This window comes from Burkholderia sp. S171, from assembly GCF_009766085.1.
Lineage (GTDB): Bacteria > Pseudomonadota > Gammaproteobacteria > Burkholderiales > Burkholderiaceae > Caballeronia.
The window spans coordinates 32,108-53,746 of record NZ_LMUF01000064.1 but is presented as its reverse complement, the minus strand read 5'-3'; the positions used below and the strand labels follow the sequence as shown (position 1 = coordinate 53,746).

Here is a 21,639-nt window from a genome sequence, read left to right as displayed (position 1 = left end):
CGGTCTGCTTGCGCGGGTTGACCAGGATGCGCACGATGCGCCTCGGCCACTACCGCGAGCAGTGCCCCCGTCAAATCGACTTCTGAAACGGCGCTCCGGAATGCTCGCGCAGTTCATTAAAAACGATCTTCGGCCAGGCCTTCTTCGCGACATCGATTTCCGATACATGCGAAGCGAGATACGTCGGCGCATTCGACGCATCGAGTGCAATGCGAGCCGAATACGCATCGGTAAAGCGGCGCAATTCAGCTGCATCGTCGCACGTAACCCATCGCGACATGCGATACCGCGCCGGCATGATCCGCACATCGACTTTATATTCCGCCGATAACCGGTGCGACACCACTTCAAACTGAAGCTGCCCGACCGCACCCAGAATAGTCGACCCGCCAAGCACCGGACGGAAGACCTGGATTGCGCCTTCATCGCCGAGTTGACGCAACGCTTCTCCAAGCTGCTTGGCGCGAATCGGATCGACCACTTCCACCGTCTGGAAAATTTCCGGCGCAAAGAACGGCAAGCCGACGAACTGCAACAACTCGCCTTCAGTCAATGTATCGCCGAGGCTCAGCGTGCCATGATTCGGAATGCCGATGATATCGCCGGGGAACGCTTCACTCACCGTCTCGCGGCGTTGCGACAGGAACGTCACCACGTTATTCGCGCGGAAGGTCTTGTTGGTGCGCGTCACTTTCAGCGCCATGCCGCGCTCGAAATGTCCCGAGCACACGCGAATAAACGCCACGCGGTCGCGGTGCGCCAGATCCATGTTCGCCTGCACCTTGAACACCACGCCGGTGAAACGCGGCTCTTCCGGCAGCACCGGACGTTGCACGGACATGCGCATGGACGGCGGCGGCGCGAGCTCGACGAGCGCGTCGAGAATTTCCTTCACGCCGAAGTTGTTGATCGCCGATCCAAACAATACCGGCGACTGCTCACCTGCGAGAAACGCAGCGCGATCAAACGCGGGCGTAGCACCCGTGATCAAGTCGATTTCTTCTTTCGCGCGCGCCCAGCTCGGGCCGAAGCGACGCTCGCCGTCGGCATCGTCGAGCGCACGCACGGTTTCAACCGCGCCGCCGGCGGTATCTTGCCCAGCACGGAATACCCGCACCTGATCGTGCGCAATATCGTAGACGCCCTGGAATTCCTTGCCCATGCCTATCGGCCAGGTGAACGGCACGGCCGCCACGCCCAGGTGCTGTTCAATTTCATCGAGCAGGTCGAGCGGTTGACGTACCTCGCGGTCGAGCTTGTTGATGAACGTGAGGATCGGCGTGCGGCGGCTGCGGCAGACTTCAAGCAGCTTGAGCGTCTGCGCTTCAACGCCGTTGGCGCCGTCGATCACCATCACGGCGGCATCCACTGCCGTCAGCACGCGGTATGTATCTTCGGAGAAGTCTTCGTGGCCCGGCGTATCGAGCAGATTGATGACGCAATCGCCATATTCGAACTGCATGACCGAGCTCGCGACTGAAATGCCGCGCTGCTTTTCGATTTCCATCCAGTCCGACGTCGCATAGCGGCTGCTCTTGCGCCCCTTCACGGTGCCTGCAATCTGGATCGCGCCCGAAAACAGCAGCAGCTTTTCGGTCAGCGTGGTCTTGCCCGCGTCAGGATGGGAAATGACCGCGAAGGTGCGGCGCCGTTTGAGTTCGGAGATTGACATCGGTACTGGAAAGAGCTGTGGGGTTGAGCATTCGGGCAGGGAATTGCCCGAAAAATGGCCCGAAAAAGCCGCGTGGTGTGGATGATACACGAGGGGGGTCTGCTCGCCCCGGGCTGGGCTTGCCGCTACGAACGAAATCAAAACGAAATCAAACGAAAAAAGCCCCGATTGGATCGGGGCTCTTCTCGAAAACGCTAAAACTTTTAAGCTTAAAACGTAAAGCTTGATAAAAGCTTAGGGCTTAGCTGCCGACGACGGGATTGCCGTAGCCGATGCTGCGTGCTTGTGATGCTTCTTGTGATGGTGCTTCTTGTGTGCGCCGCTAGCCGGTGCTGCAGCGTCAGCCGTCATAGCCGGACCTGCTGCGGGCGCCGGAGCCGGTGCCGAAGCTTGTGCGAATGCGCCAGCGGAGAACAAAGCGACGAGCGTCGCAGCAACGAGTTGTTTTTTCATGGCAGTGAGACCCTTAAGGTTGATTAACGACTACGCGGCGACGACGTCGCGTGTACCCGTTTAACGTCTCATCGCGAAGTGTGTTGACACGAACTCAAAGAAAAACTGACGGCGTCCAAAAAATTTTCCTGTGCAAAGGATTCCTTCGGTTGGTGCACAAAGTGGCACCCTGTCCCCCGTTTATGTCGGTGCATGAAATTCGATGTCGACACATAACGTTGCTTAACAATTGCAGGGGCCGATCACCGACCCGCGTTTCACTGTCTTCAAACCGGCGATGCTGAATTTGCATCGGCAACGGCTGCAGGTGTCTCGATTCCGCCTCGCTGCCCGAGCCAGATCCACACTATTCCCGCGAGCAACGCGCAGGCAATCATCACGCCGCTCATCGCGAAAATGCCGAGCACTGGAAACAGCATTGCAACGAATGAGCTGGACGCCGCGCCGCACAGCATCTGTATAGATGTCAGCAAGCCGCCCGCCACGCCCGCCAACTCCGGAATGGGATCAAGCGCGCCGCGTGCGGCACTGGGCGCCGCGAGCCCGAAGCAAAAAGTACTCGCCACGAGCAAGGGCATGAGGGTGATCAACGAGGCGTAATGCAACACGCTCAGTGCAATCAACCCGAGCGTTGCCGCAATGGTCGTGCAAATGGCGGTGGCGAGAATGCGCCGCGATTCAACACCGCGCGCGGCTATAAAACCGTTCAGCGTTGCGCCCGCGACAATACCCGCGCCGGTCATGGCGAACATCGCGGCATAGATGATCGGCCGGACGTGCAGGATATGCAGCAGCACAAGCGGCGAACCGGCGACGTACGCGAACATCCAGCCGAACCCAAAGCCGTTGATGAGAATATGCCCCAGCACCGCGCGATGCGTCAGCGCGCGGCGATATCCATCGCGGAGACTGGACAGGGCGAAACTGCTGCTCCGCTGCGGCGCTGATTCCGTCAGGCCGGCCCACGTGGCGAGCGCGGCTACCAGCCCGCAGACCGCCATGACGCCGTATATTCCCCGCCATTCAATCGCCGCCAGCAAGCCAACGCCAATAGAGGGCGCGACAATTGGTGCAACGTTCGCGACCACCGTGATGGCCGCGAGCCGGTGCTGCATCGCGTTGCCTTCGAACAAATCGCGGACGATCGCCAGCGCAACGGTCATCCCAGCGCCCGCCCCAATGCCTTGCACGAGGCGCGCGCCCAGCAACATGGCGATGCCTGGTGCCAGCGCTGAGACAATCCCGCCCACGGTAAATAATGCAAGGCCGAGCAGCAGCGTAGGCTTGCGGCCGCGTGCATCGGAAAGAGGACCGTATACGATTGGACCGACTGCAAAACCCGCCATGAAGAGACTCAGCGTAAGCCCCGCCTGACTCGCGCTCGCATGCAAAGTGTTTGCAATATCGCCAAGCGCCGGCAACGCCATATCAATGGAAATGGGTGGCAATGCAGCCAGCGCACCCAGAAAAACAGCGAACAGGATGGAGTGCGGCGCGAGTCGCCAGCGTTGCATCGCGTCAGTTCCGCTTCGTTTGCGGTGTCAGCACGACGCGGCCCTTTGTGCCCTCCGCCACCGCCTGGTAGGCGGCTTGCGCATCCTCCAGCGCGAAGGTGTGCGCGATGGCCGGCGCCTTGTAGCTGCCGTCTTCGAAGCCGGGACGCAGCGCTTCCAGCATCTGCGCGGACGCAACCAGGTCGCGCTTCAAGGTATCGACGCCAATCAACCGGCTCTCGTTGTGATAGAAATCCGCGAGGTTGAAGGTGACTTCGCGACGATCCGACGCCGATATCTCCACCAGCCGTCCGCCCACCTTCAGCATATGCAAGGCCGTTTCGAACATCGATCCGCCCACGGTATCGAATACGACGGACGCGCCGCCATTCGTCGCCTCACGAATCCGTTCTATGGCGTCGGGGGCTTGCGAGTCCACCATGGCATCGACGTAGGGACTGGTCGCGGCCGCTCCGCGCGCCACGCCCACCACCTTCGCGCCGATACGTTTCGCGATCTGCGCTGCCGCCCCGCCCACGCCGCCCAGCCCGATGATCGCGATGCTCTCGCCGGCCTGCAAATGGGCTGCCTCCACCACGGCGCACCACGCGGTGATGAAATTCACGCCGATTGCCGATGCTTCCTCAAACGTAAGATTGACCGGTTTACGACGCAAGCTCGCAACCGGCACGACGACCTGTTCAGCATGCGTGCCGTCGCGGGTGAAACCCACGTCGCCGCCCGATCCCCACACCTGAACGCCCAGCCATTCAGCAGGACCGGCGATAACCACGCCCGAGTAGTCGCGGCCGGGGGTGCGCGGCAGCGTCGTCTGGCTCATGCGCCCTTGCACGTTCTTTACGTCGCTCGGATTGATCGATGCCGCGAAGACCTGTACGACGGCTTCATCACCCGACGGCGCAGGCACGGGCAAATCGCTGGTGAAAAGGACCGATGGATCGCCGTGTTGGTTAAAGCGCAGTGCTTTCATGATGATTCCTCCTTTGTCATGTCCGCATTATTGCCGTGCCTGCCCGTGGCGAAAAGACATCTGTCCGCATAGAATCGTTGCGTCAAGTGGAAAGATGGACGGAATCAAGATGGATCTAATCGATGCCCGATGAAATCAACGACCTGCGCCTGTTCGCGCAGATGGTGGACGCCGGCAGCCTCTCGGCGGCGGCGCGCCGGACCGACGGATCGACCGCCGCCATGAGCCGGCGGCTGGCCGCGCTGGAGAAGCGTCTGGGCGTGCGCCTCGTCACGCGGACGTCGCGGCGCTTCGACCTGACGGTGGAAGGTGCACTGTTTCATGAGCGCGCAGTCGCCATCCTGCACGCTGTCGACGACGCCGAGGCCGAGATCAGCGCTCAGGCCCGCGTGCCGCAAGGTTTGTTGTGCATCGGCGCGCCGTCGGAGATTGGGCGCAAGCAGATTGCGCCGCTGATCGAAGCGTTCTCGGACCGGTATCCGGAAGTCGAGGTGCGGCTCGTGCTGTCCGATATCGGGCTGGACGTGATCGATGACAATCTCGACGTGGCGTTGCGCATCGGCTTACCGGCTGATACCGGCGTGATTGCGAAGAAACTGCTGTCGAGCCGGCGCATTGTGTGCGCGGCGCCAGCGTATCTGGCGCGGCACGCCACGCCGCCAACGCCGGCCGATCTCGCCACGCATGATTGCCTGCGGCTCGTGCGCGGGCAGCGTGTTTTCGACCGATGGTTATTCCTGGAAGATGGCCGGCGCCGTGAGATTCAGGTGCGCGGCACGCTGTCTACCGCGAGCGGTGAAGTGCTCCACGACTGGGCTCTCAAAGGCCGCGGCCTTGCGCTGAAGGCGCTGTGGGACATAGAAGACGATTTGCGCGCGGGCAGGCTGATTGAGTGCCTTGCGCCCTATCACTGCGATGAAATCGAGTTATATGCGGTGTTTGCGAATCGGCGGCATTTGTCGCCACGCGTGCGCGTCTTTCTTGATTTCGTACAGGAGGCGTTTAGCGAAGCAGCGCTTGACCCGGAGCGCCCGGCAGCACGATAAGCGCGCTTTAGACTTCAGCTTGAGCGCTTTCTGCGTACGTTAGCTGGAAGCCAGCGGCATCCACGGGTCATTGCCGGTCGCCGGATACATGAGCGAAACCTCTTTGCTCACGCGAACGATTTCATGGATGTTATCCCTGAAGTTCGGGCTCTTTTCGTAGCTGATAAAGCCAGCATCCGCAACGGCAGACATGGTTAGCAACGCGAAAGCGATGCGCTCGACAATCATAAAGCGGCGGGGCATTTCCAAAGTTCCTTGAGTCTTTCACTTTGAGAATTATAAGGGTTTTTACCTATCTTTTGCCAGTCCGAATTTAGGGCTGGTGACGGAAAACGACACAATCCAATGCACTGCTTAGGGAAATATTGCCTCTTTTCATCACACGAAAAGCTGGCTTTGATTCGTCGCGGTATTGTGGTTGTCTCGTTGTTATTTGTTCCCTGCATTGCCGTTGAACACAATCAAGGACGGGTGTCACCGCTTATGGCAATCGAAGCCGAGCACCGCGCCATGGCGCAATTTCCGCCGGAGGGCATGAAAACAGAGCGTGTTGTTCTGCGTCCGGCTAGCAGTCAGTACACCGGCGCGCTGCTGATCTACCGGCTCGCCAATCGCGCGCATCTGGACCACTGGGAGCCGTTGCGGGAAGACTCGTTCTTCACCATGCAAGCCGCGAATGAACGCATGGCGTTAATGGAAAATGCAATGGCTGCCGGTACTGCGCTGCATCTGTTGATTTTCTCGAGCGAACGCCGCAATGTGCTGATTGGCGACTGCCATTTCACGAACATCGTGCGGGGGCCGTTTCAGGCATGCCATCTTGGATATTCGATCGACCAGCATTACGAGGGACGCGGGCTGATGCGTGAGGCGCTCGCTGCGGCGCTGGGTTTTATCTTCGATGCCTGCGGGCTGCATCGTGTTATGGCAAGTTATCGGCCGGAGAATGATCGCAGCGGGCGCCTGCTGGCCAGCGTTGGATTCGAGCACGAAGGGCTGGCCAAGGCGTATCTCAAGATCGACGGGCAATGGGCGGATCACGTGCTGACGTCGCTGGTGAACCCGAAAGACTAAGCGGTGGATGCGTTGGCGCGGACCGCCATCGGATTACGCGTTTAGCCAGTTTTCAACTTTAACGCCAGGATAGTGCGCGAAATCGCGTTCGTTGTTGGTAACCAGAATTACGTCTAACGCGGAGGCATGCGCAGCGATCAGCTTGTCGAGATGATCCTTTTTCCGTTCGCGTGTTGCTTCCCGGATAGGGCCGTAGGCGGTCGCTGCCGCAGCGTCAAACGGCATCACTCGAATGTCTTGTGTCAGCGCCACAAGATTGCGTTGTTCACGCTTTGGATTAGCTGAAACCGCCACACCGTATTCCAGTTCGGCAAACGTGATAGCAGACATGACCACGTCGCCGAAATAACATTTCTCAAAACGTCGAGCAACTTGCTCGGGTTGGTTTTTCATCAGGTAGATGCAAATATTCGTGTCGAGCATATAAAGCGGCATTACAAATCCTCGCGGTCCGTCTGCTCGTGTTCATCACGACCTTCCACTGTGAAATCCGGTCCGAATTTCGCAAAGGTTTTCAGCACGCCCGCCAGAGATCGACGTACCGGTCGAATCCTCAATTCGTCACCCACCCGTTCGATATCGACTTCCATATCCATACGGTCATAGGCCAGTTCGGCGGGAATGCGCACGGCCTGCGAATTTCCATTTCGGAAAACTTTCGTGGTGGGCATAGCGAACTCCTTGTGTGTACATTGGATGTACTATAGTCGCAAACGCCCTCAATGTAAATACACGTGTGTACAATATCTCATCAATGAAAGACGGGATACACAAACAACGTTCATCGGGCTTTCGCTTCCTCAGACACCCGCACCAGCACCTTGCCGAAATTGCGGCCGTCGATCATGTCAAGGAACGCTTGCGGCGCGTTCTCCAACCCCACGGTGACGTCCTCCAGATGCTTCACCTGACCCGCACGCAAAAAACCGCCGACATCACGCAGGAAAGCGTCCCGGTACTCGGGCAGGAACTCATAGTTGATATAACCGCGCACCGTGAGGCTGCGCGTCAGAATCGCGCGCATGGTCGCGGCGAGGCCATCGTCTGCATCAGCATTGTGGCCCGACGTCTGCGCCATCAATCCACAGACGGGCACGCGGCCGTATTGATTGAGCAAAGGCAGCACAGCCTTCCACACCGCGCCGCCGATGTTCTCGAAATACACGTCGATACCCTTGGGACATGCATTCGCCAACTGATCGGCGAAGTCGGGCGCGCGATGATCAATGGCGGCATCGAAGCCAAGTTCATCCACCACATAGCTGCACTTCTTCGCACCGCCCGCAATGCCCACGACGCGGGCGCCGGCGATCTTGCCAAGCTGACCCACGAGCGAGCCCACCGGGCCGCTCGCCGCGCCGACCACCACCGTCTCGCCGCTCTTCGGCTTGCCGATCGCCGCCATGCCGGCATAAGCCGTGAAGCCCGGCATGCCGAGCACACCAAGATAAGCGCGCGTCGCAATGCCGTCTGCGGATAATGGACTCAGGTCGCGGGCATCGGCCACCGCGTGGCTGACCCAGCCCGCGTTCACGAGCACCTGGGCACCGGCCGGGAGTGTTGCGTCGTTTGATTCAATTACCGTCGCCACGCTCTCGCCGGGCATCGCCTCGCCGATCTGTGCGGGTTTCGCGTATGAACGTGCGTCGTTCATGCGGCCGCGCATGTACGGATCGAGCGATAGATAGTCCACACGCAGCAGCACCTGCCCTTCACCCGGCACGGGGATGGGCACTTCTTCGAGGCGAAAATCAGAGAGCGCGGCGCGGCCGCTGGCGGGACGCGAGGCCAACACGATTTGTCGAGCGGTAGCTGAGGTCATGCGGTTTCTCCAGGATGCATCGCGGGGAAACTGAGCATATACGCGCTGGCACAATCGCGCTTTCACCGCGCGGTTAGACGCTGGGGATTCGCTTAACTTGCCTAAGCATTCGACGCGATGAACGCATCGATCTCCGCCGCATCCGGCGACGTTGCAGGTCCGTAACGCGTCACGGCAATCGCCGCCGCAGCGTTCGCGCGACGAGCGGCCGTTCGTGGATCGACACCGGTCGCAAGCGCGGCCAGGAACACGCCCGCGTGAGCATCGCCGGCACCGTTGCTGTCGACTGCTTTTACCGCGAAGCCCGGTACGTGGTCGCGCGTTTCACCCACGCGCAGATGACAGCCCGAAGCACTATCGCGCACGATGGCGAGCGCGCCGTTTCTCAACCTCGCGATGATCGAATCAAATGCTGCATCGAAATTGTCGGTCTTGGCGAAACGCAATGCTTCCACGCGGTTGCTCGTCCAGATTGATACGACGGCGAGCATGCGCGCAAGCAACGTTGCATCGATCGCATCGACCAGCGGTCCCGGATCAAAAGCCACACGCGTTTCCGAAGGCAGTTGCTCAAGCCAGTCGACAAGCACAGCGCCCTTGTTCGCGAGCATCAGGCTATAACCGCTGACATAAACAATGTCGTGCGCGTTCACCGAGAGCGCATCGAGCACGTGCCGCTCGAGCACGCTTTCCGCGCCCATGTACGAGACGAACGTGCGCTCGGCGGATGCATCGACAATGGCAACGCACAAGCCGGTGTCCTGGTCCGCGACTTCGGGGCCCGCAATCTCCACACCTTCCAGCGCTAACGTCTGGCGTGCCATGTCGCCGAAACGTCCATGCCCATGACCGCCCGGATACACCACGCGCATGCCGCTGCGTCGCGCTGCGGCCATCACGTTGAAACCGCCGCCTACTTCGAAGCTTGCGTTGTGCGCGAGCACGTCGCCGCCGGGCGCAGGTAGCGTATCGATCTGCATGACCAGATCGACAATCACCTGCCCCGTATGAATCAATCTCGATGCCTGCTGCTGTAAGTCTGCTTGGGTCATGCTGTCTTCCAACGTTTAGCTGCACCGCGTGCACCGCCTAACAGGGCGTATAGGCCTGCTGCCACGACGAACGTCACGATCCATCCGAGGCCATTGCGTCCAAACCAGGAGTCCGCGAATATGCTGTGGATTGCACCGGTGGAGAGGAAACAAAAACCCAGCACGATCGCCAGCGCCCACGCACCGAATGCACGCCATTCAATGCCGCCCTTGTACCAGTAGGCGCTACGCGGGGAGACATCGAGCAAGTCGGTCGGGGAGTATTCGTGGCGATGAATCAGATCCACCACGAAGATACCAACCCACGCCGTGATAGGCACCGCCAGTAGTGAAATGAAGCCGATGAACGGACCATAGAAGCTCCCGGCAATCAGCATGAAGTAGATCGAGCCGGCAAAGATCACCACGACATCGACCACCACCGCTTGCACGCGCTTCACCTTCAGGCCGAGTGTGAGCGTCGTCAAACCCGCCGAATACACGGACAGATAGTTGGACAGCAGCAAACCGCCGAACGCTGTGATCAGGTACGGGATAGCCATCCACGTAGGCAACATTTCGCGGATCGCGGCGATTGGGTCTGTGGCTGACGCGAGATGATCGTTGCCCACTGACAGCAGCGCGCCCAGCGTGACGAGAAGGATCAGCGGAATGCCCGCGCCGAACGCGGCGGATGCCACCAGTGCCGGTCCCTTGACCGTCGGTGCCTGATAGCGCGACATATCGGCGCCCGCGTTAGCCCAGCCAATCCCGGTACCCGCTGCAATCGTCCCGATACCGATGATGACAGCGCTCAACGGCGCAGGCGCTGCGTTAAACACCGCATGCCAGTCGATCGCCGTCACGAGGAAGCCGGCCACCAGCAAGTTGAGCACGCCGAAGACATACGTGGACCACTTCTGGATCACGAGCAGCGTAGCGTGACCGAGCCCCGACACGATCATCGTCAGCACCACGAACACGGCGATGAACACAAGCGTCAGCACCGGCGCGTTCTTGGCTTCCGCCGGCGTGCCGAACACAATGGTTGCCAGCGACAGCAGCACGTACGCCGCGGTGGTCGTGTTGACGGTCTCCCAGCCGAGCCGTGACAACAGTGAAACGATAGTCGGCCCAATGTTGCCGCGCACGCCGAAGATCGCACGCGACAGTGTGAGACTCGGCGCATGCCCGCGCCGTCCGGCGATCGAGATTACGCCGACGATCGCGAACGATCCCGCCGCACCGATCACCGCGACAAGCGCGGCCTGCCAGATCGCAAGATGCTGGAAAGCAACCAGCGTCGCGCCGAGCGGCAGTCCAAGGATGCTGATGTTGGCGGCGAACCAGACCCAGAAAAGCTGCAGCGGATGCCCATGACATTCGCCTTCCGGTACGGGTTCAATACCACGCGTCTCGACTCGGCGAGCGCTGTTTGACGTGCGTGACGAAGCCATCTGAGTCCGATCTCCAGATTAGAGGGTACAGCGGGTGCTGCGAAAAAAGTGCGTTAAAGCGCGGGTTAAAGCGTGTCAGGCAGCCGCGGCGCGCAGTCCAAGCAAGCGGTCGACCAGCGGCTCTAGATCGAGCGAATTCACGCGTCGAATAATCTCGATAGGACCGGCCGGCAGCGCGTCGTAACCGGCGCACGCGCCGAGGATCGCGCCGAGCATGGCGGCGATCGTGTCGGTGTCCCCGCCCAGGCTCGCCGCAGCCCCCAGGGCGGCTTCGATCGTGCTGTTGCGTGCATCCAGATCAAAGGCCAGCGCGAACGTCGCCACAACCGATTCCTGCGATGCCACCGATGTGCCGATCACGTCATAGATCGTGTCCGCCACCTCGTGCGCGGCGCAGTTGCGCATCAGCTCACGTGCATGGCGAATGCGCGGTGCAATGCGCCCGCCCGCCACCCAGAAGCCTCGGCTCTCGGCGGCCTCGGCCATCGAAATGCCGGCTTCCAGTGCTTCAATCAGGCTCGCGCCGTTCAGTCCGGCCGATACCGCTGCCGCCACCGCCGCCGCGCTCGAAATGCCAAGCGTGGTGTTATGCGTCACGACGCACGACTGCACGACGGCATCAATAAACAGGTCCTGGCGCCTCAGGTCAAACGCAATCCCGACCGGCGTCACGCGCATGGCCGCGCCATTGGTCGTACCGAAACGGCCCGTACGCAGCGGATCTTCACCGGCGGCAATGCGCACGATGGCCTGTTTCGTCGATGGCCCCAGCAAGTCGAGCGAACCGCGCGCTTTCATGGACGCTTCCCATTCGATCAACGCATGCGCGAACGCCATCGGTTCGATCTTGCCGTGGCCGTCGGCCAGCAAATGCGCAACGAGGACCGCTTGTTCCGTGTCGTCGGTGATGGAGCCAGCCCGAAGACCCGGCGCGATCGGTTGATCCGGAAACGCGTTTTCCAGCTTGTCGATCCGTCCGAACTGCTCGACGATCCGCTCGCGGCTAAGCGACTGGGTCGGCATGCCGAAGGCGTCGCCGAGTGCAAGACCGTAGAAGGCGCCGCGTGCGCGATCCGCCAACGTGGTGTGATTCAAAAGCAAAGACGAAGACATCAGAATTCCAGGTGTAGTGCAAAAAAAGCCGGGTCCAGCAAGCTCACGACATATTCGATAATCCGTTCATCCCGGTCCCGCGTGAGCCGTCGCGAACGCAGGAACGAAGTGCCGGCACGACGCTTGAGCAGGCGTGCATCGGCCGCTTCCAGTCCGACCACTTCGGCCCATTGCTCGCCGTGATGCGGCACCATGCCGTGCTCGATCAACGTCCGGTTCAGCGATCCCCCTACGAGCCCTTCCAGCGGCAACGCGGCGAGGTCGTCGTTGAACGGCAAGCGGCTGCGTTCGAGCGAAATGCACTGCGCGTCGGTGTCGGTGCCAATCACGCGCATCCGGTCGATCGCCACGAAGGCTGTGCGCTCAAGCTTCAACTCCTGCGCAAGCGCCTCGTCTTCGATCAGCGCAATCTGCAGCAAACGGGTTTGCGCGCCGCCCGCTTTTTCTATCGCGGTGGTCCAGCCAAGCGTCCCGTCAAGTGCCTGACCGTTGAACGTCACGAATGAACCAATACCGCCCTTGCGCGTAATCAAGCCACCGCTCGTCAGCAGGTCGAGCCCCTTGCGAACCGTGTTACGGCTGACCGCGAAACGCTCGACCAGCTCGTTCTCGCTTTCCAGTTGCTGCCCGAACGGCAGACGCCCGGTGAGGATTTCCTGCTCGATCGTAGCGGCAACCATATGTGCCTTCGAGCGTCCGACCTCTGCGGTTTTTACTGCTCGTTTAACCATGGTGTGACTCCTGTGCCAATGAGATTTGAAAGGTCTAATCTCTGTAAAGCACAAGTATGCACATGTTTTGCTAAAAAGCGACGCCTGAAACCTGATTGAAAGCTCCAGGCATCCGTACGGTTTTAATCCGCGTTGCTTGTTCCTTTTATGAACCTCTAAAAAGAACATGTAGGAACATGTACATAATTTAGAACGTCATATTGCGATGGTCAAGCAGGAATTAATGAGGGGAAACCCTTGGAGTCACGCTAGATGATGGATGAACGGCGAGGTGCGCGCAGGGAAGAGCCGGTTCTCGGCTCCTTCCCTATTTTTACGATCGTGCTTTGGCGGGCGTTTGACTCATCTCACGCAAACGTTCGATACCCTCTCGAATGAGGAAGGTGCTTTGCGTTCCGTCCCGAAGTCGCAGCGACACAGTCTCGTCACGCTGGTCGCGTGCCCCCACCGTGATGAAAACGGGGATCCGCTGCTCGCGTGCATCAACAATCTTTCGTTCAAGCCGTTCAGGCCTGTCGTCGAACACCGCCCTGAGTCCCGCTTCATCGAGCAAGTCCATCACGCGTTGACCATAGCCCGCGCTGGCATCTGACACCGTTGCCACCGTCACCTGGTCGGGCGCAAGCCACAGCGGCAGCCAACCTTCATGATGTTCAAGAAGCATCGCGATAAACCGCTCCATGCTGCCCAGGACCGCGTGGTGAATCATCACCGGGCGAACGTGTTCATCCTCGAACGAGACGAAGCTTGCATCGAGTCGATCCGGCAACACGAAGTCAAGCTGGATCGTGCCGCACTGCCAGCTACGGCCACGGCTATCCATCAGATGGAATTCGAGTTTCGGGCCATAGAAAGCCCCTTCCCCCGGACGCACATCGAACGTCAGGCCGGCGGACGTCGCGGCCTTCGCAAGCGCCTCTTCCGCACGATCCCAGACCGCGTCATCGCCTGCCCGCTGATCCGGACGCGTAGCCAGTTGCACGCGGAACGTCGAGAAGCCAAGGTCGGCATAGACCGCGCGAAGCAAGTCGCAAAACCGCCCTACCTCGGCTTCCACCTGATCTTCCGTGCAGAACACATGGGCATCGTCTTGCGTGAAAGCGCGCGTGCGCTTCAATCCCTCGAGCGACCCCGAAGGCTCCTCGCGATGGCACGCGCCAAACTCGCTGTATCGGATCGGCAGGTCACGATAAGAACGAATGCGCTGATTGAAAATCTGCACATGACAAGGACAGCTCATGGGTTTCAGGCAATAAGGCTGGCCGTCGTGAGCTTCATCCTGGGCTTCACCATGAGCCTCATGCTGACTGCCGTTCACCGAATACATGCCCGCCTGAAATTTCTCCCAATGCCCGCTGCGTTCCCAAAGCGAACGCGCCAGCAGTTGCGGCGTACGCACTTCACGAAACCCCGCGCCCCGCATTCGACTCCGGATGTAATCCTCCACTACGCGATAAAGCTCCCACCCACGCGGATGCCAGAACACCATTCCGGGTCCTTCGTCCTGCTGATGGAACAGGTCAAGCTTGTTACCTAACTGCCGATGATCGATATCGTCCACAATGCTCTCCGTTAAATTCAAGAGCCGTAACGGACAGGGGGCTGCACAACGCAAAAGGCCCCGTCCGTTTCCGGCGGGGCCTTCTGAAAAACGCACCTCGATACTTTATCGCGCACGGCCTCCAGACGACCCGCCTGAGATGGTGGTCGTGGTAGTCGCGGTCGTGAGGGTGAAGAAATGCGAGTTCATGTGGCAAACAATAAAGGGCTTTAGTGCTTGCCGTCAATATCGTTATTGGAAAACGATGAATCTTCTAGCGACGCGAACCCGGACGTTTTGGACGACACGTACCGGGTTCGCGCTGGCTACCCCTGCGTTAAGCGAGCGTCGTCACCGGAGCAACAGCGGCCGGATCGCTGATACTCGGCCGGCCGTTTTCAACGTGACCCGCAAGACGGCGCAAGAACGTGGGATCTTCGTTGCTCGTGACGCTCAGGTCGTACCAATGGTGACTCGCGGCCAGAACCCACGACGCTTCCGTCGACCCCAACGAAGGCACCGACACCGAACGCGGCCGCGCACCATAGGCGTTATCGGCTACCGATAAGTGCGCAATGCCGCGGCCCCGGTTCGTGAACTTCACGGACACGTTGCCGTTCGCGACATCGTATTGCACCGCTAATTCGGGGTCAGCCGGCGGATGGGACAGACTGCCGCTACCCGGCGGCGTCAACGTACCGGCGAACTCGCGCACGAATCCGTTCGGACCATAGACCGTGAACGCGTAGATGCCCGCCGTTCTGTTGATGTCGAAGCTGTCGCGCAAAGTCTTGCCCGCCTCAACGGTATAGCGCCACGGACCGTCAGTGCGGTTCGATGAATAGACATAGAAATGCGCGCCCTGCGAGCCGGTATTGGCGAAATGAAGCGTCAGTGCCTTGTAGTCCGGATCGAGACTGCTTTGCACATACAACTCGTAGGGCAGCGCGCGGGCGAAACGGGTACCGGGCTCTTGCGGATCGATCACGCCGGGCACGGCCGGCACCGTCGGCGCCGGTTGCGTCGCACATTGATTGTCCGCGATCGTCTTGTAGTTGCTGGTGTCGGGCAGCACCGGCATTTGCGCATCGGGCGTGCGGAAATCGAAGGCCGTGGTCAGGTCGCCGCATACCGCACGACGCCACGGCGTAATGTTCGGCTCCATCACCCCGAAGCGCGCTTCGATAAAACGAATCACCGACGTGTGATCGAACACTTGCGAACAAACGAAACCGCCCTTCGTCCATGGTGAAACAACCGTCATGGGCACACGCGGGCCGAGGCCATACGGCAGGCCGTCGGCGGTGTAGCTGCCACCCCGCCCCGGATTGACGACCGTATGGAGCTCGCCCTCGGTGGTCACCGTCGACAAACCTTGCGCGCGCGACATAGGCGGCTGCGGCGGCACGAGGTGATCGAAGAAACCATCGTTCTCGTCGTACATGATGAACAATACCGTCTTGCTCCAGACTTCCGGATTAGCGGTCAGCGCATCCAGAATTGTCGACGTGTATTCCGCCCCGTAAGCCGGCGTGTATTTCGGATGCTCCGAGTACGCGGCGGGCGGACACAGCCACGATACCTGCGGCAATTTATTCGCCAGCACGTCGGCTTTCAGGTCATCGATCGTACGCACGGCGTTCGCGCGCAACTGCAGCGAAGAGCCTTGCGGCGCATTGATGATGTTCGCAAAATTCTGCAGCACGTTGGTGCCGTAATTGCCGTTCAGCGGATCAGCGCCGGTCAGGCCTTGCTGGTAGATCTGCCACGTGATGCCGGCCGCTTCCAGACGTTCCGGATAGGTCGTCCAGGAGAGCAACTGATATTGCGGCGGACCGTCGCCATCCACATAGTCATTGTTGTCGAGCAGCGGGCCGCCCTTCGTGCCCGTGGGATCAACCATCCCCGTCATGAGGTACGCGCGGTTCGGATGCGTCGGGCCGGGCAGCGAGCAGAAGTAGGCATCGCAGACGGTGAAGGCATCGGCGAGCGCGTAGTGAAACGGAATGTCGCTGCGCAGGTGATAACCCATCGTCATATCGGTCTTATACGCGGGCCACTGGTCGTAACGGCCGTTATTGATCGCGTAGTGCGTCGGGTACCACGAGTGGTCCAGGTCGCCTATGCATTGCGCACTGGTCGTCAGCGTATTCAGGTGAAACGGCAGCACGGGTTTCGTCGCATCTTCCTTCGATGGCTGGAACCACACCGGTTGGCCGCTGGGCAGCGGGATCGGGAAGCGGTCGTTGTATCCGCGTACACCTCGCAGGTGACCCATGTAGTGATCGAAGGAACGGTTCTCCTGCATGAACACGACAATGTGTTCAACGTCGTTGATCGATCCGGTGCGCCCTGACGCCGGAATGGCGAGCGCTTTGCGAATGGACTCGGGGAACACCGTCAGCGCAGCGGCGGCGCCGGCTGAAGTAGCAACGGTCTGCAGGAAACGGCGGCGGCTATTCAATGTCATTTTGATTCACCTCGTGGCGTCATGATGTTGCGGCAATGCCGTCCCGGTCGAAGGAGCCGATCAGGATGGGGATTTTTATTCAAGGGCGAGCGTTGCTTGCAGGCTCACTCGGATGAAGCAGGCGCGGAGTGGAGCACGGGCGCGACCTGCTGCGCGTCTGCCGCGAGGCTTGCCTGAGCGGCCGCAATGGGACTGCTCGCGGCCTGGTCGTCGGACGGTGCTGCCAGCACAACCGGCTCAACGGCGCTGGCTGGCAACGACGCGTTAGCCGAGGCTTGTTGCGTGGCGCTAACGCCCGCCTGATCGTCCGGTCCGCAGGCGGCGAGCGTCAACGTTGCCAGTGCTGTCAATGCCAATATCGCGGTTCGTCTCATGCTGTCTCCGCTTGTTCGGGGATACGCGCAAACGTTTCCGTTGCATCGCGGACGCCAGTCTGCAGACGATTCAAGAAAGTTTTGTGAAATATCCGGTAAGGATTGGTGAGAAGCAAAGTCTGTCAATTAGCTTACGTATTGCATATTGGGAAATCAAAACTAGTTGCATAGCGAATCATTTTCTTCTACAGTGTGTTCATGTTCGATCACTGCATTTACTTCAACACAACGGCACTTGCGCGAAGCCTCGAGCGCGAGTGGGCGAACGCGTACAAGGCGTTTGGCCTGACCCCGCCGCAGGGTTTCATGCTGCGCGCGGTGCTGGCGAAACCTGGCATCGTGCAAAGCGAGTTGGCCTCTGAACTGGCCATTTCACGATCCACTGCAACGCGGACACTGGACGGTTTGCAGAAGTTGATGTTTATCGAACGCCGGCTTACCGCATCCGACGGACGTGAGACCGCGATTCATCCCACTGACGAGGCGCTGCGAATCAAGGATTCGTTGAACGCTGCAAGTGCTGCGGTCACCAAACGTTTGAAGGCTGAACTCGGTGAGGAACGCTTTGCGACCACGGTCGCAAGCGTGAAAGATGCACGGTCGAGCCTCGACTGATTTTTTTCCTAAATAGTTGTATAGCGAACTAATTGGAGATGAGAAATGCCGATTCTAAACGTGAAGGTAAGCATTGAAAAATCACCCGAGGCTGTTGCTGCCATATCGGACATGTTGCTTGAACTGACCTCCAGTATCCTGGGCAAGAAGCGAGAGGTGACGGCGATCGCCATTCAGTTCATTAACCCGGATAGCTGGGTCATTGGTGGCCGGCTGCTAAGCGAGCAGAAGAAATCCAGTTTCTATTTCGATATCAAGATCACCGACGAAACGAATACCAAGGACGAGAAAGCACGGTACATCTCGGCGGTTTATGAAGGGTTCGGCAGGATATTGGGCGATCTGCATGAAGAAAGTTATATCCATGTTGAAGATGTCAGGGCAGCTTCGTATGGATACGGCGGGCGCACGCAGGAGTACCGCTACCATCATTGAATTTTTCGCTCGCACCGGCGGCCGGCTGATCTTTCGGCATTCTGCTGGCGCGAGCGAAACATCACCGATGCCCCGCGGGCGTCGTTATGTCCCCCTCCGAACCTTCCGCAAACGGGTGCAACCCCGGTTCATAGAACAGCGCAAACAACTCTGATTGCGAACCAATGCCGAGCTTCGAATAAATATGCTTTTTGTGCGCGCGGACCGTCTCGAACGAAATGGTCAGCTTCTCCGCAATCGCACGCGATGAGAATCCGCTCAGCGACAACATGGCGACTTCAATTTCGCGCGCCGTCAATGCACCGCGCCCGCTCTTCTCAGTGAGCATCCCGAACCGCGCGGGAAGATCGTGTTGCCCGCCCTCCGCGGCGTCGGAAGCTCCTGGCACCATACCGAAATTTTCGTATCGCAAGCGCTGCTGCATCAAGGCGAGCACCCAAGGCGAGAACAACGTCAGCAACGCCACTTCACGCTCGTCGTAACGGCGCATATTGCCGAGTGAAAACCCCATGGTGTGATTGGCGTCGATCAAAACATTAAAATGCACTTCGTCGCCAACAATGTTTTTCTTGAAGTAGCGCTGGTAGTACTCGGTCATCTTGAAGTTGTCGGGCGCGACATCGGCTAGCGTGTAGAAACCCGAGACCCGCTGCTCAAAGGCGGCCAGATAAAATGGATCGAGCTGGTAAAGCGCTGCCAGATAATCTTGGAACAACAGGTCGATCTTGCCGTCAGGCAACGCCTGCTCAGCGCAGACCAGCGGCGGTCCGTTGCGGGCAAAACGCAGCGCAACCCAACTGTCGAAGCTGATATGCCGCTCGAGCACCCGCGTAAGTCGAGCCCAGAAATGCGGGCCGTCCAGTGCGTCGATGGCTGAACCGATCTCTCTATGGAACGCGAGATCATGCCATTGAAACTCCATCGTCTCCTCCGGTAAGGGTAACCCTGGTGGGTAATTCCTGGACAAAAATAATGCCTCGATAATAGTCCGGACGAAAACGTGGGCACTCGAATAATGCCCTTGAAAGGTATCTGGAAGGAGACGGATTTAATGCAGGCAGAACTCGCACAACTCGCGCTCGTCGATGGCGACGTCGGGCACAACACCCGCAAGGTCATCGAAACAATCTGCCGCGCCGATATCGCCGGGGGCACGAAGCTGATCGTGTTCCCCGAAGCAACCCTGTCCGGTTTTCCGACGCGGGAAAACGTCGCGGACGTCGCGCAGTCGCTTGATGGCCCTGCACTGGCCGCCGTACGCGACGCTGCACGACGCGCTGGAGTTTCGGTCGCGGTGGGCCTGGCCGAACGCGAAGGCGCGCGATTCTACAACACGACCGTACTGGTCGATGACAAAGGAGAGATCACGCTGCGCTATAGGAAGACGCACCTGTGGGCGTCGGACGTGGGCGTGTTCACGCCGGGTGATCGCTTCGAAACATGCTTGTGGAACGGCATCACGGTCGGACTGCTGATCTGCTACGACATCGAGTTTCCCGAGACCGCCCGTGCGGTCGCCGCGCTCGATGCCGACCTGCTGATCGTCACCAACGGCAACATGGATCCGTTCGGCCCGGTGCATCGGCGGGCCATTACCGCGCGTGCAATGGAAAACCAGATGTTCGCGCTCATGGTGAACCGCTGCGGCACCGGCGACGACAACCTCACCTTCCCCGGCGAATCCGCGCTGGTTGATCCCTTCGGCGAGATCGTTGCTGCGGCGGGTGCGCAAGAAAAGTTGCTAAGCGTGGATATCGACTTCAAGCGGCTGGAGGCCAGCCGTGAGCACTATCGTTATTTGAACGATGCACGCGTGCCGCTCGGCCTCACGCCGGTCGATAACGCAAATGGATCACGTGCGCTTTTGATCGAAGAGCGCCGTCGCTTGATCGACTGAAGTTTTCAGCAGTTCCGTAGCACATGAATCGTCCGGAGCCCGTGCTCCAGACGCGCCCGCCCACGCCTGTCGAAAGTCCCGGAGATATCATGCAAGACTCGTCCGTAGCCGCGCAGTCGCATCTGAAACGCACACTCGGCTTGCCGTCCGTATTGCTGTTCGGCCTGGCCTATATGGCGCCGTTGATCGTATATGGCACCTATGGCGTGCTCGCCAAAGCAAGCGATGACACCGCCGCCCTCGCCTACTTACTTGCCCTCGTTGCTATCGCCTTCACGGCGCTGAGCTACGGCAAGCTTGCAAGGCTCTATCCGGTGGCAGGCTCCGCTTATACCTACACACGCAAGACCTTCAATGCGCATCTGGGCTTCCTGGTCGGCTGGGCAACGCTGCTCGACTATTTCTTCCTGCCGATGGTGATCTGGTTGATCGGCGCGGCTTATCTGAACGCCGCGTTCCCGACCGTGCCCACGTGGATCTGGATCGTCGCGTTCATCGTCTTGACGAGCGCGCTGAACATTGTGGGGATTGAACTGGCCGCGCGCTTCAATATTGTGTTGATGGTCGTGCAACTGGCGATTGTCGGTTTGTTTGTCGTGTTGTGCTGGCACTATGCATCGGCTGCGGCAGGTCCTGGCGGGATTGCGTTGGCGGAACCGTTCTTCAAAGGCCATGTGCCGTTCGCCTCGACCATGGCCGGGGCCGCCATTGCCGCGTATTCGTATCTTGGTTTCGATGCAGTCTCCACGCTCACTGAAGAGACAATCGACCCGAAAAAGAACATGCCGCGTGCGATCTTGTGGATCGCGTTGATAGGTGGCGCGATCTTCGTTTTGGCCGCTTATACGATGCAGCTTGCGCATCCGGGCGTGGAATTCAAGGACACCGATTCGGCCGCGTTCGAAGTCGCCAAGATGATCGGCGGCGATATCTTCGTGACCGTCTTCCTGGCCGGCCTGATCCTCGCGCAGTTCGCGTCGGGCATCTCGGCACAGGCTAGCGTCGGACGTCTGCTGTACGCCATGGGTCGCGATGAAATCCTGCCCAAGCGCGTGTTTGGTTTCATCCATCCGAAGTTCAAGACGCCGGCGATCAACATCGCGATCGCGGGCATTGTGGGTTTGATCGCCCTGAAGCTGGACGTGGCGACGTCAACGTCTTTCATCAACTTCGGCGCGTTCCTCGCGTTCACCGCCGTCAATCTTTGCGTGGTCAGGATCTATTTGTCGGGGGATCATGGTGACAAGAAGATTGGCGTGATCGGCGGGCTGGTGTTTCCGCTGATCGGTGCGATCGCGGATATCTGGCTGCTGGCGAGCCTTGAGAAGACAGCGCTGGTGCTAGGCGCAATCTGGTTCGTGATCGGGTTGGTGTACCTGTGCTGGATCACGCGATTGTTCCGGCAAGCCCCGCCGGAAGTGGCGG

22 protein-coding genes are annotated in these 21,639 nt (G+C 59.6%); 6 read left to right on the top strand and 16 right to left on the bottom strand.

Features of this window, described 5'->3' with window-relative positions; genetic code table 11:
- Positions 1 to 70 precede the first annotated feature (70 nt).
- The 4 genes from GSQ93_RS35105 to GSQ93_RS35090 all read right to left on the bottom strand — a co-directional run bounded on the left by GSQ93_RS35105 (position 71) and on the right by GSQ93_RS35090 (position 4,609).
- Entirely contained in the window at positions 71 to 1,672 is a 1,602-nt protein-coding gene (locus GSQ93_RS35105) for a peptide chain release factor 3 (RefSeq protein ID WP_158940556.1), read from the bottom strand.
- A 234-nt stretch (positions 1,673 to 1,906) separates the two neighbouring features.
- Entirely contained in the window at positions 1,907 to 2,125 is a 219-nt protein-coding gene (locus GSQ93_RS35100; protein WP_158940554.1) for a hypothetical protein, read from the bottom strand.
- A 266-nt stretch (positions 2,126 to 2,391) separates the two neighbouring features.
- The gene (locus GSQ93_RS35095) at positions 2,392 to 3,639 is read right to left on the bottom strand and encodes a multidrug effflux MFS transporter (RefSeq protein WP_158940552.1); all 1,248 of its coding nucleotides are present in this window, start codon (positions 3,637 to 3,639) and stop codon (positions 2,392 to 2,394) included.
- A 4-nt stretch (positions 3,640 to 3,643) separates the two neighbouring features.
- Positions 3,644 to 4,609: a zinc-binding alcohol dehydrogenase family protein gene (locus tag GSQ93_RS35090; RefSeq protein WP_158940550.1), complete on the bottom strand. Its 966-nt coding sequence runs from the start codon at positions 4,607 to 4,609 to the stop codon at positions 3,644 to 3,646.
- A gap of 122 nt (positions 4,610 to 4,731) precedes the next feature.
- Between GSQ93_RS35090 and GSQ93_RS35085 the strand changes: the two genes are divergently transcribed.
- Entirely contained in the window at positions 4,732 to 5,655 is a 924-nt protein-coding gene (locus tag GSQ93_RS35085; RefSeq protein ID WP_158940549.1) for a LysR family transcriptional regulator, read from the top strand.
- A 39-nt stretch (positions 5,656 to 5,694) separates the two neighbouring features.
- On the opposite strand, the gene GSQ93_RS35080 is transcribed toward GSQ93_RS35085, so the two are convergent.
- The gene (locus tag GSQ93_RS35080; protein WP_158940973.1) at positions 5,695 to 5,898 is read right to left on the bottom strand and encodes a hypothetical protein; all 204 of its coding nucleotides are present in this window, start codon (positions 5,896 to 5,898) and stop codon (positions 5,695 to 5,697) included.
- 240 nt (positions 5,899 to 6,138) lie between these two features.
- Between GSQ93_RS35080 and GSQ93_RS35075 the strand changes: the two genes are divergently transcribed.
- Complete coding sequence (locus GSQ93_RS35075) at positions 6,139 to 6,729, top strand: GNAT family N-acetyltransferase (protein WP_254074222.1); 591 nt, start codon at positions 6,139 to 6,141, stop codon at positions 6,727 to 6,729.
- Positions 6,730 to 6,762: 33 nt separating this feature from the next.
- Here the strand turns inward: GSQ93_RS35075 and GSQ93_RS35070 are convergent, their stop codons facing one another.
- From GSQ93_RS35070 to GSQ93_RS35025, 10 genes are all read right to left on the bottom strand, one after another.
- Positions 6,763 to 7,164 carry a type II toxin-antitoxin system VapC family toxin gene (locus GSQ93_RS35070; protein WP_158940548.1) on the bottom strand — a complete coding sequence of 134 codons (402 nt, stop codon included), beginning with the start codon at positions 7,162 to 7,164 and terminating at the stop codon, positions 6,763 to 6,765.
- On the bottom strand, positions 7,164 to 7,400 hold the full coding sequence (locus tag GSQ93_RS35065; RefSeq protein WP_158940546.1) for an antitoxin: 237 nt from the start codon (positions 7,398 to 7,400) through the stop codon (positions 7,164 to 7,166). Before GSQ93_RS35065 ends, GSQ93_RS35070 begins: the two co-directional genes overlap by 1 nt.
- A 110-nt stretch (positions 7,401 to 7,510) precedes the next feature.
- Positions 7,511 to 8,551, bottom strand: a complete 1,041-nt coding sequence (locus tag GSQ93_RS35060) for an NADP-dependent oxidoreductase (protein WP_158940544.1) — start codon at positions 8,549 to 8,551, stop codon at positions 7,511 to 7,513.
- 101 nt (positions 8,552 to 8,652) lie between these two features.
- Positions 8,653 to 9,603 carry a PfkB family carbohydrate kinase gene (locus GSQ93_RS35055; protein WP_158940542.1) on the bottom strand — a complete coding sequence of 317 codons (951 nt, stop codon included), beginning with the start codon at positions 9,601 to 9,603 and terminating at the stop codon, positions 8,653 to 8,655.
- Entirely contained in the window at positions 9,600 to 11,039 is a 1,440-nt protein-coding gene (locus GSQ93_RS35050; protein ID WP_158940540.1) for a cytosine permease, read from the bottom strand. Before GSQ93_RS35050 ends, GSQ93_RS35055 begins: the two co-directional genes overlap by 4 nt.
- A gap of 75 nt (positions 11,040 to 11,114) precedes the next feature.
- Positions 11,115 to 12,152: an ADP-ribosylglycohydrolase family protein gene (locus tag GSQ93_RS35045; RefSeq protein ID WP_158940538.1), complete on the bottom strand. Its 1,038-nt coding sequence runs from the start codon at positions 12,150 to 12,152 to the stop codon at positions 11,115 to 11,117.
- Complete coding sequence (locus GSQ93_RS35040; protein ID WP_158940536.1) at positions 12,152 to 12,883, bottom strand: GntR family transcriptional regulator; 732 nt, start codon at positions 12,881 to 12,883, stop codon at positions 12,152 to 12,154. Before GSQ93_RS35040 ends, GSQ93_RS35045 begins: the two co-directional genes overlap by 1 nt.
- Before the next feature lie 313 nt (positions 12,884 to 13,196).
- Positions 13,197 to 14,444 (bottom strand): threonine--tRNA ligase, encoded by a 1,248-nt coding sequence (thrS, locus tag GSQ93_RS35035; RefSeq protein ID WP_158940534.1) that lies wholly within the window; start codon positions 14,442 to 14,444, stop codon positions 13,197 to 13,199.
- Between the two features lie 316 nt (positions 14,445 to 14,760).
- Entirely contained in the window at positions 14,761 to 16,893 is a 2,133-nt protein-coding gene (locus GSQ93_RS35030; protein WP_158940533.1) for a phosphocholine-specific phospholipase C, read from the bottom strand.
- A gap of 104 nt (positions 16,894 to 16,997) precedes the next feature.
- Positions 16,998 to 17,267, bottom strand: coding sequence for a hypothetical protein (locus GSQ93_RS35025; protein ID WP_158940531.1), 270 nt, complete (start codon positions 17,265 to 17,267; stop codon positions 16,998 to 17,000).
- Positions 17,268 to 17,465: 198 nt separating this feature from the next.
- Between GSQ93_RS35025 and GSQ93_RS35020 the strand changes: the two genes are divergently transcribed.
- The gene (locus GSQ93_RS35020) at positions 17,466 to 17,882 is read left to right on the top strand and encodes a MarR family winged helix-turn-helix transcriptional regulator (protein WP_158940529.1); all 417 of its coding nucleotides are present in this window, start codon (positions 17,466 to 17,468) and stop codon (positions 17,880 to 17,882) included.
- A 45-nt stretch (positions 17,883 to 17,927) separates the two neighbouring features.
- Positions 17,928 to 18,317: a 4-oxalocrotonate tautomerase family protein gene (locus tag GSQ93_RS35015; protein WP_158940527.1), complete on the top strand. Its 390-nt coding sequence runs from the start codon at positions 17,928 to 17,930 to the stop codon at positions 18,315 to 18,317.
- A gap of 61 nt (positions 18,318 to 18,378) precedes the next feature.
- Here the strand turns inward: GSQ93_RS35015 and GSQ93_RS35010 are convergent, their stop codons facing one another.
- Entirely contained in the window at positions 18,379 to 19,239 is an 861-nt protein-coding gene (locus GSQ93_RS35010; RefSeq protein WP_158940525.1) for a response regulator transcription factor, read from the bottom strand.
- 129 nt (positions 19,240 to 19,368) lie between these two features.
- On the opposite strand from GSQ93_RS35010, the gene GSQ93_RS35005 reads away from it, so the two are divergent.
- Positions 19,369 to 20,214, top strand: a complete 846-nt coding sequence (locus GSQ93_RS35005; RefSeq protein ID WP_158940523.1) for a carbon-nitrogen hydrolase family protein — start codon at positions 19,369 to 19,371, stop codon at positions 20,212 to 20,214.
- Positions 20,215 to 20,303: 89 nt separating this feature from the next.
- The coding region (locus GSQ93_RS35000) for an APC family permease (RefSeq protein ID WP_158940521.1) at positions 20,304 to 21,639 on the top strand (1,336 nt) is incomplete at its 3' end.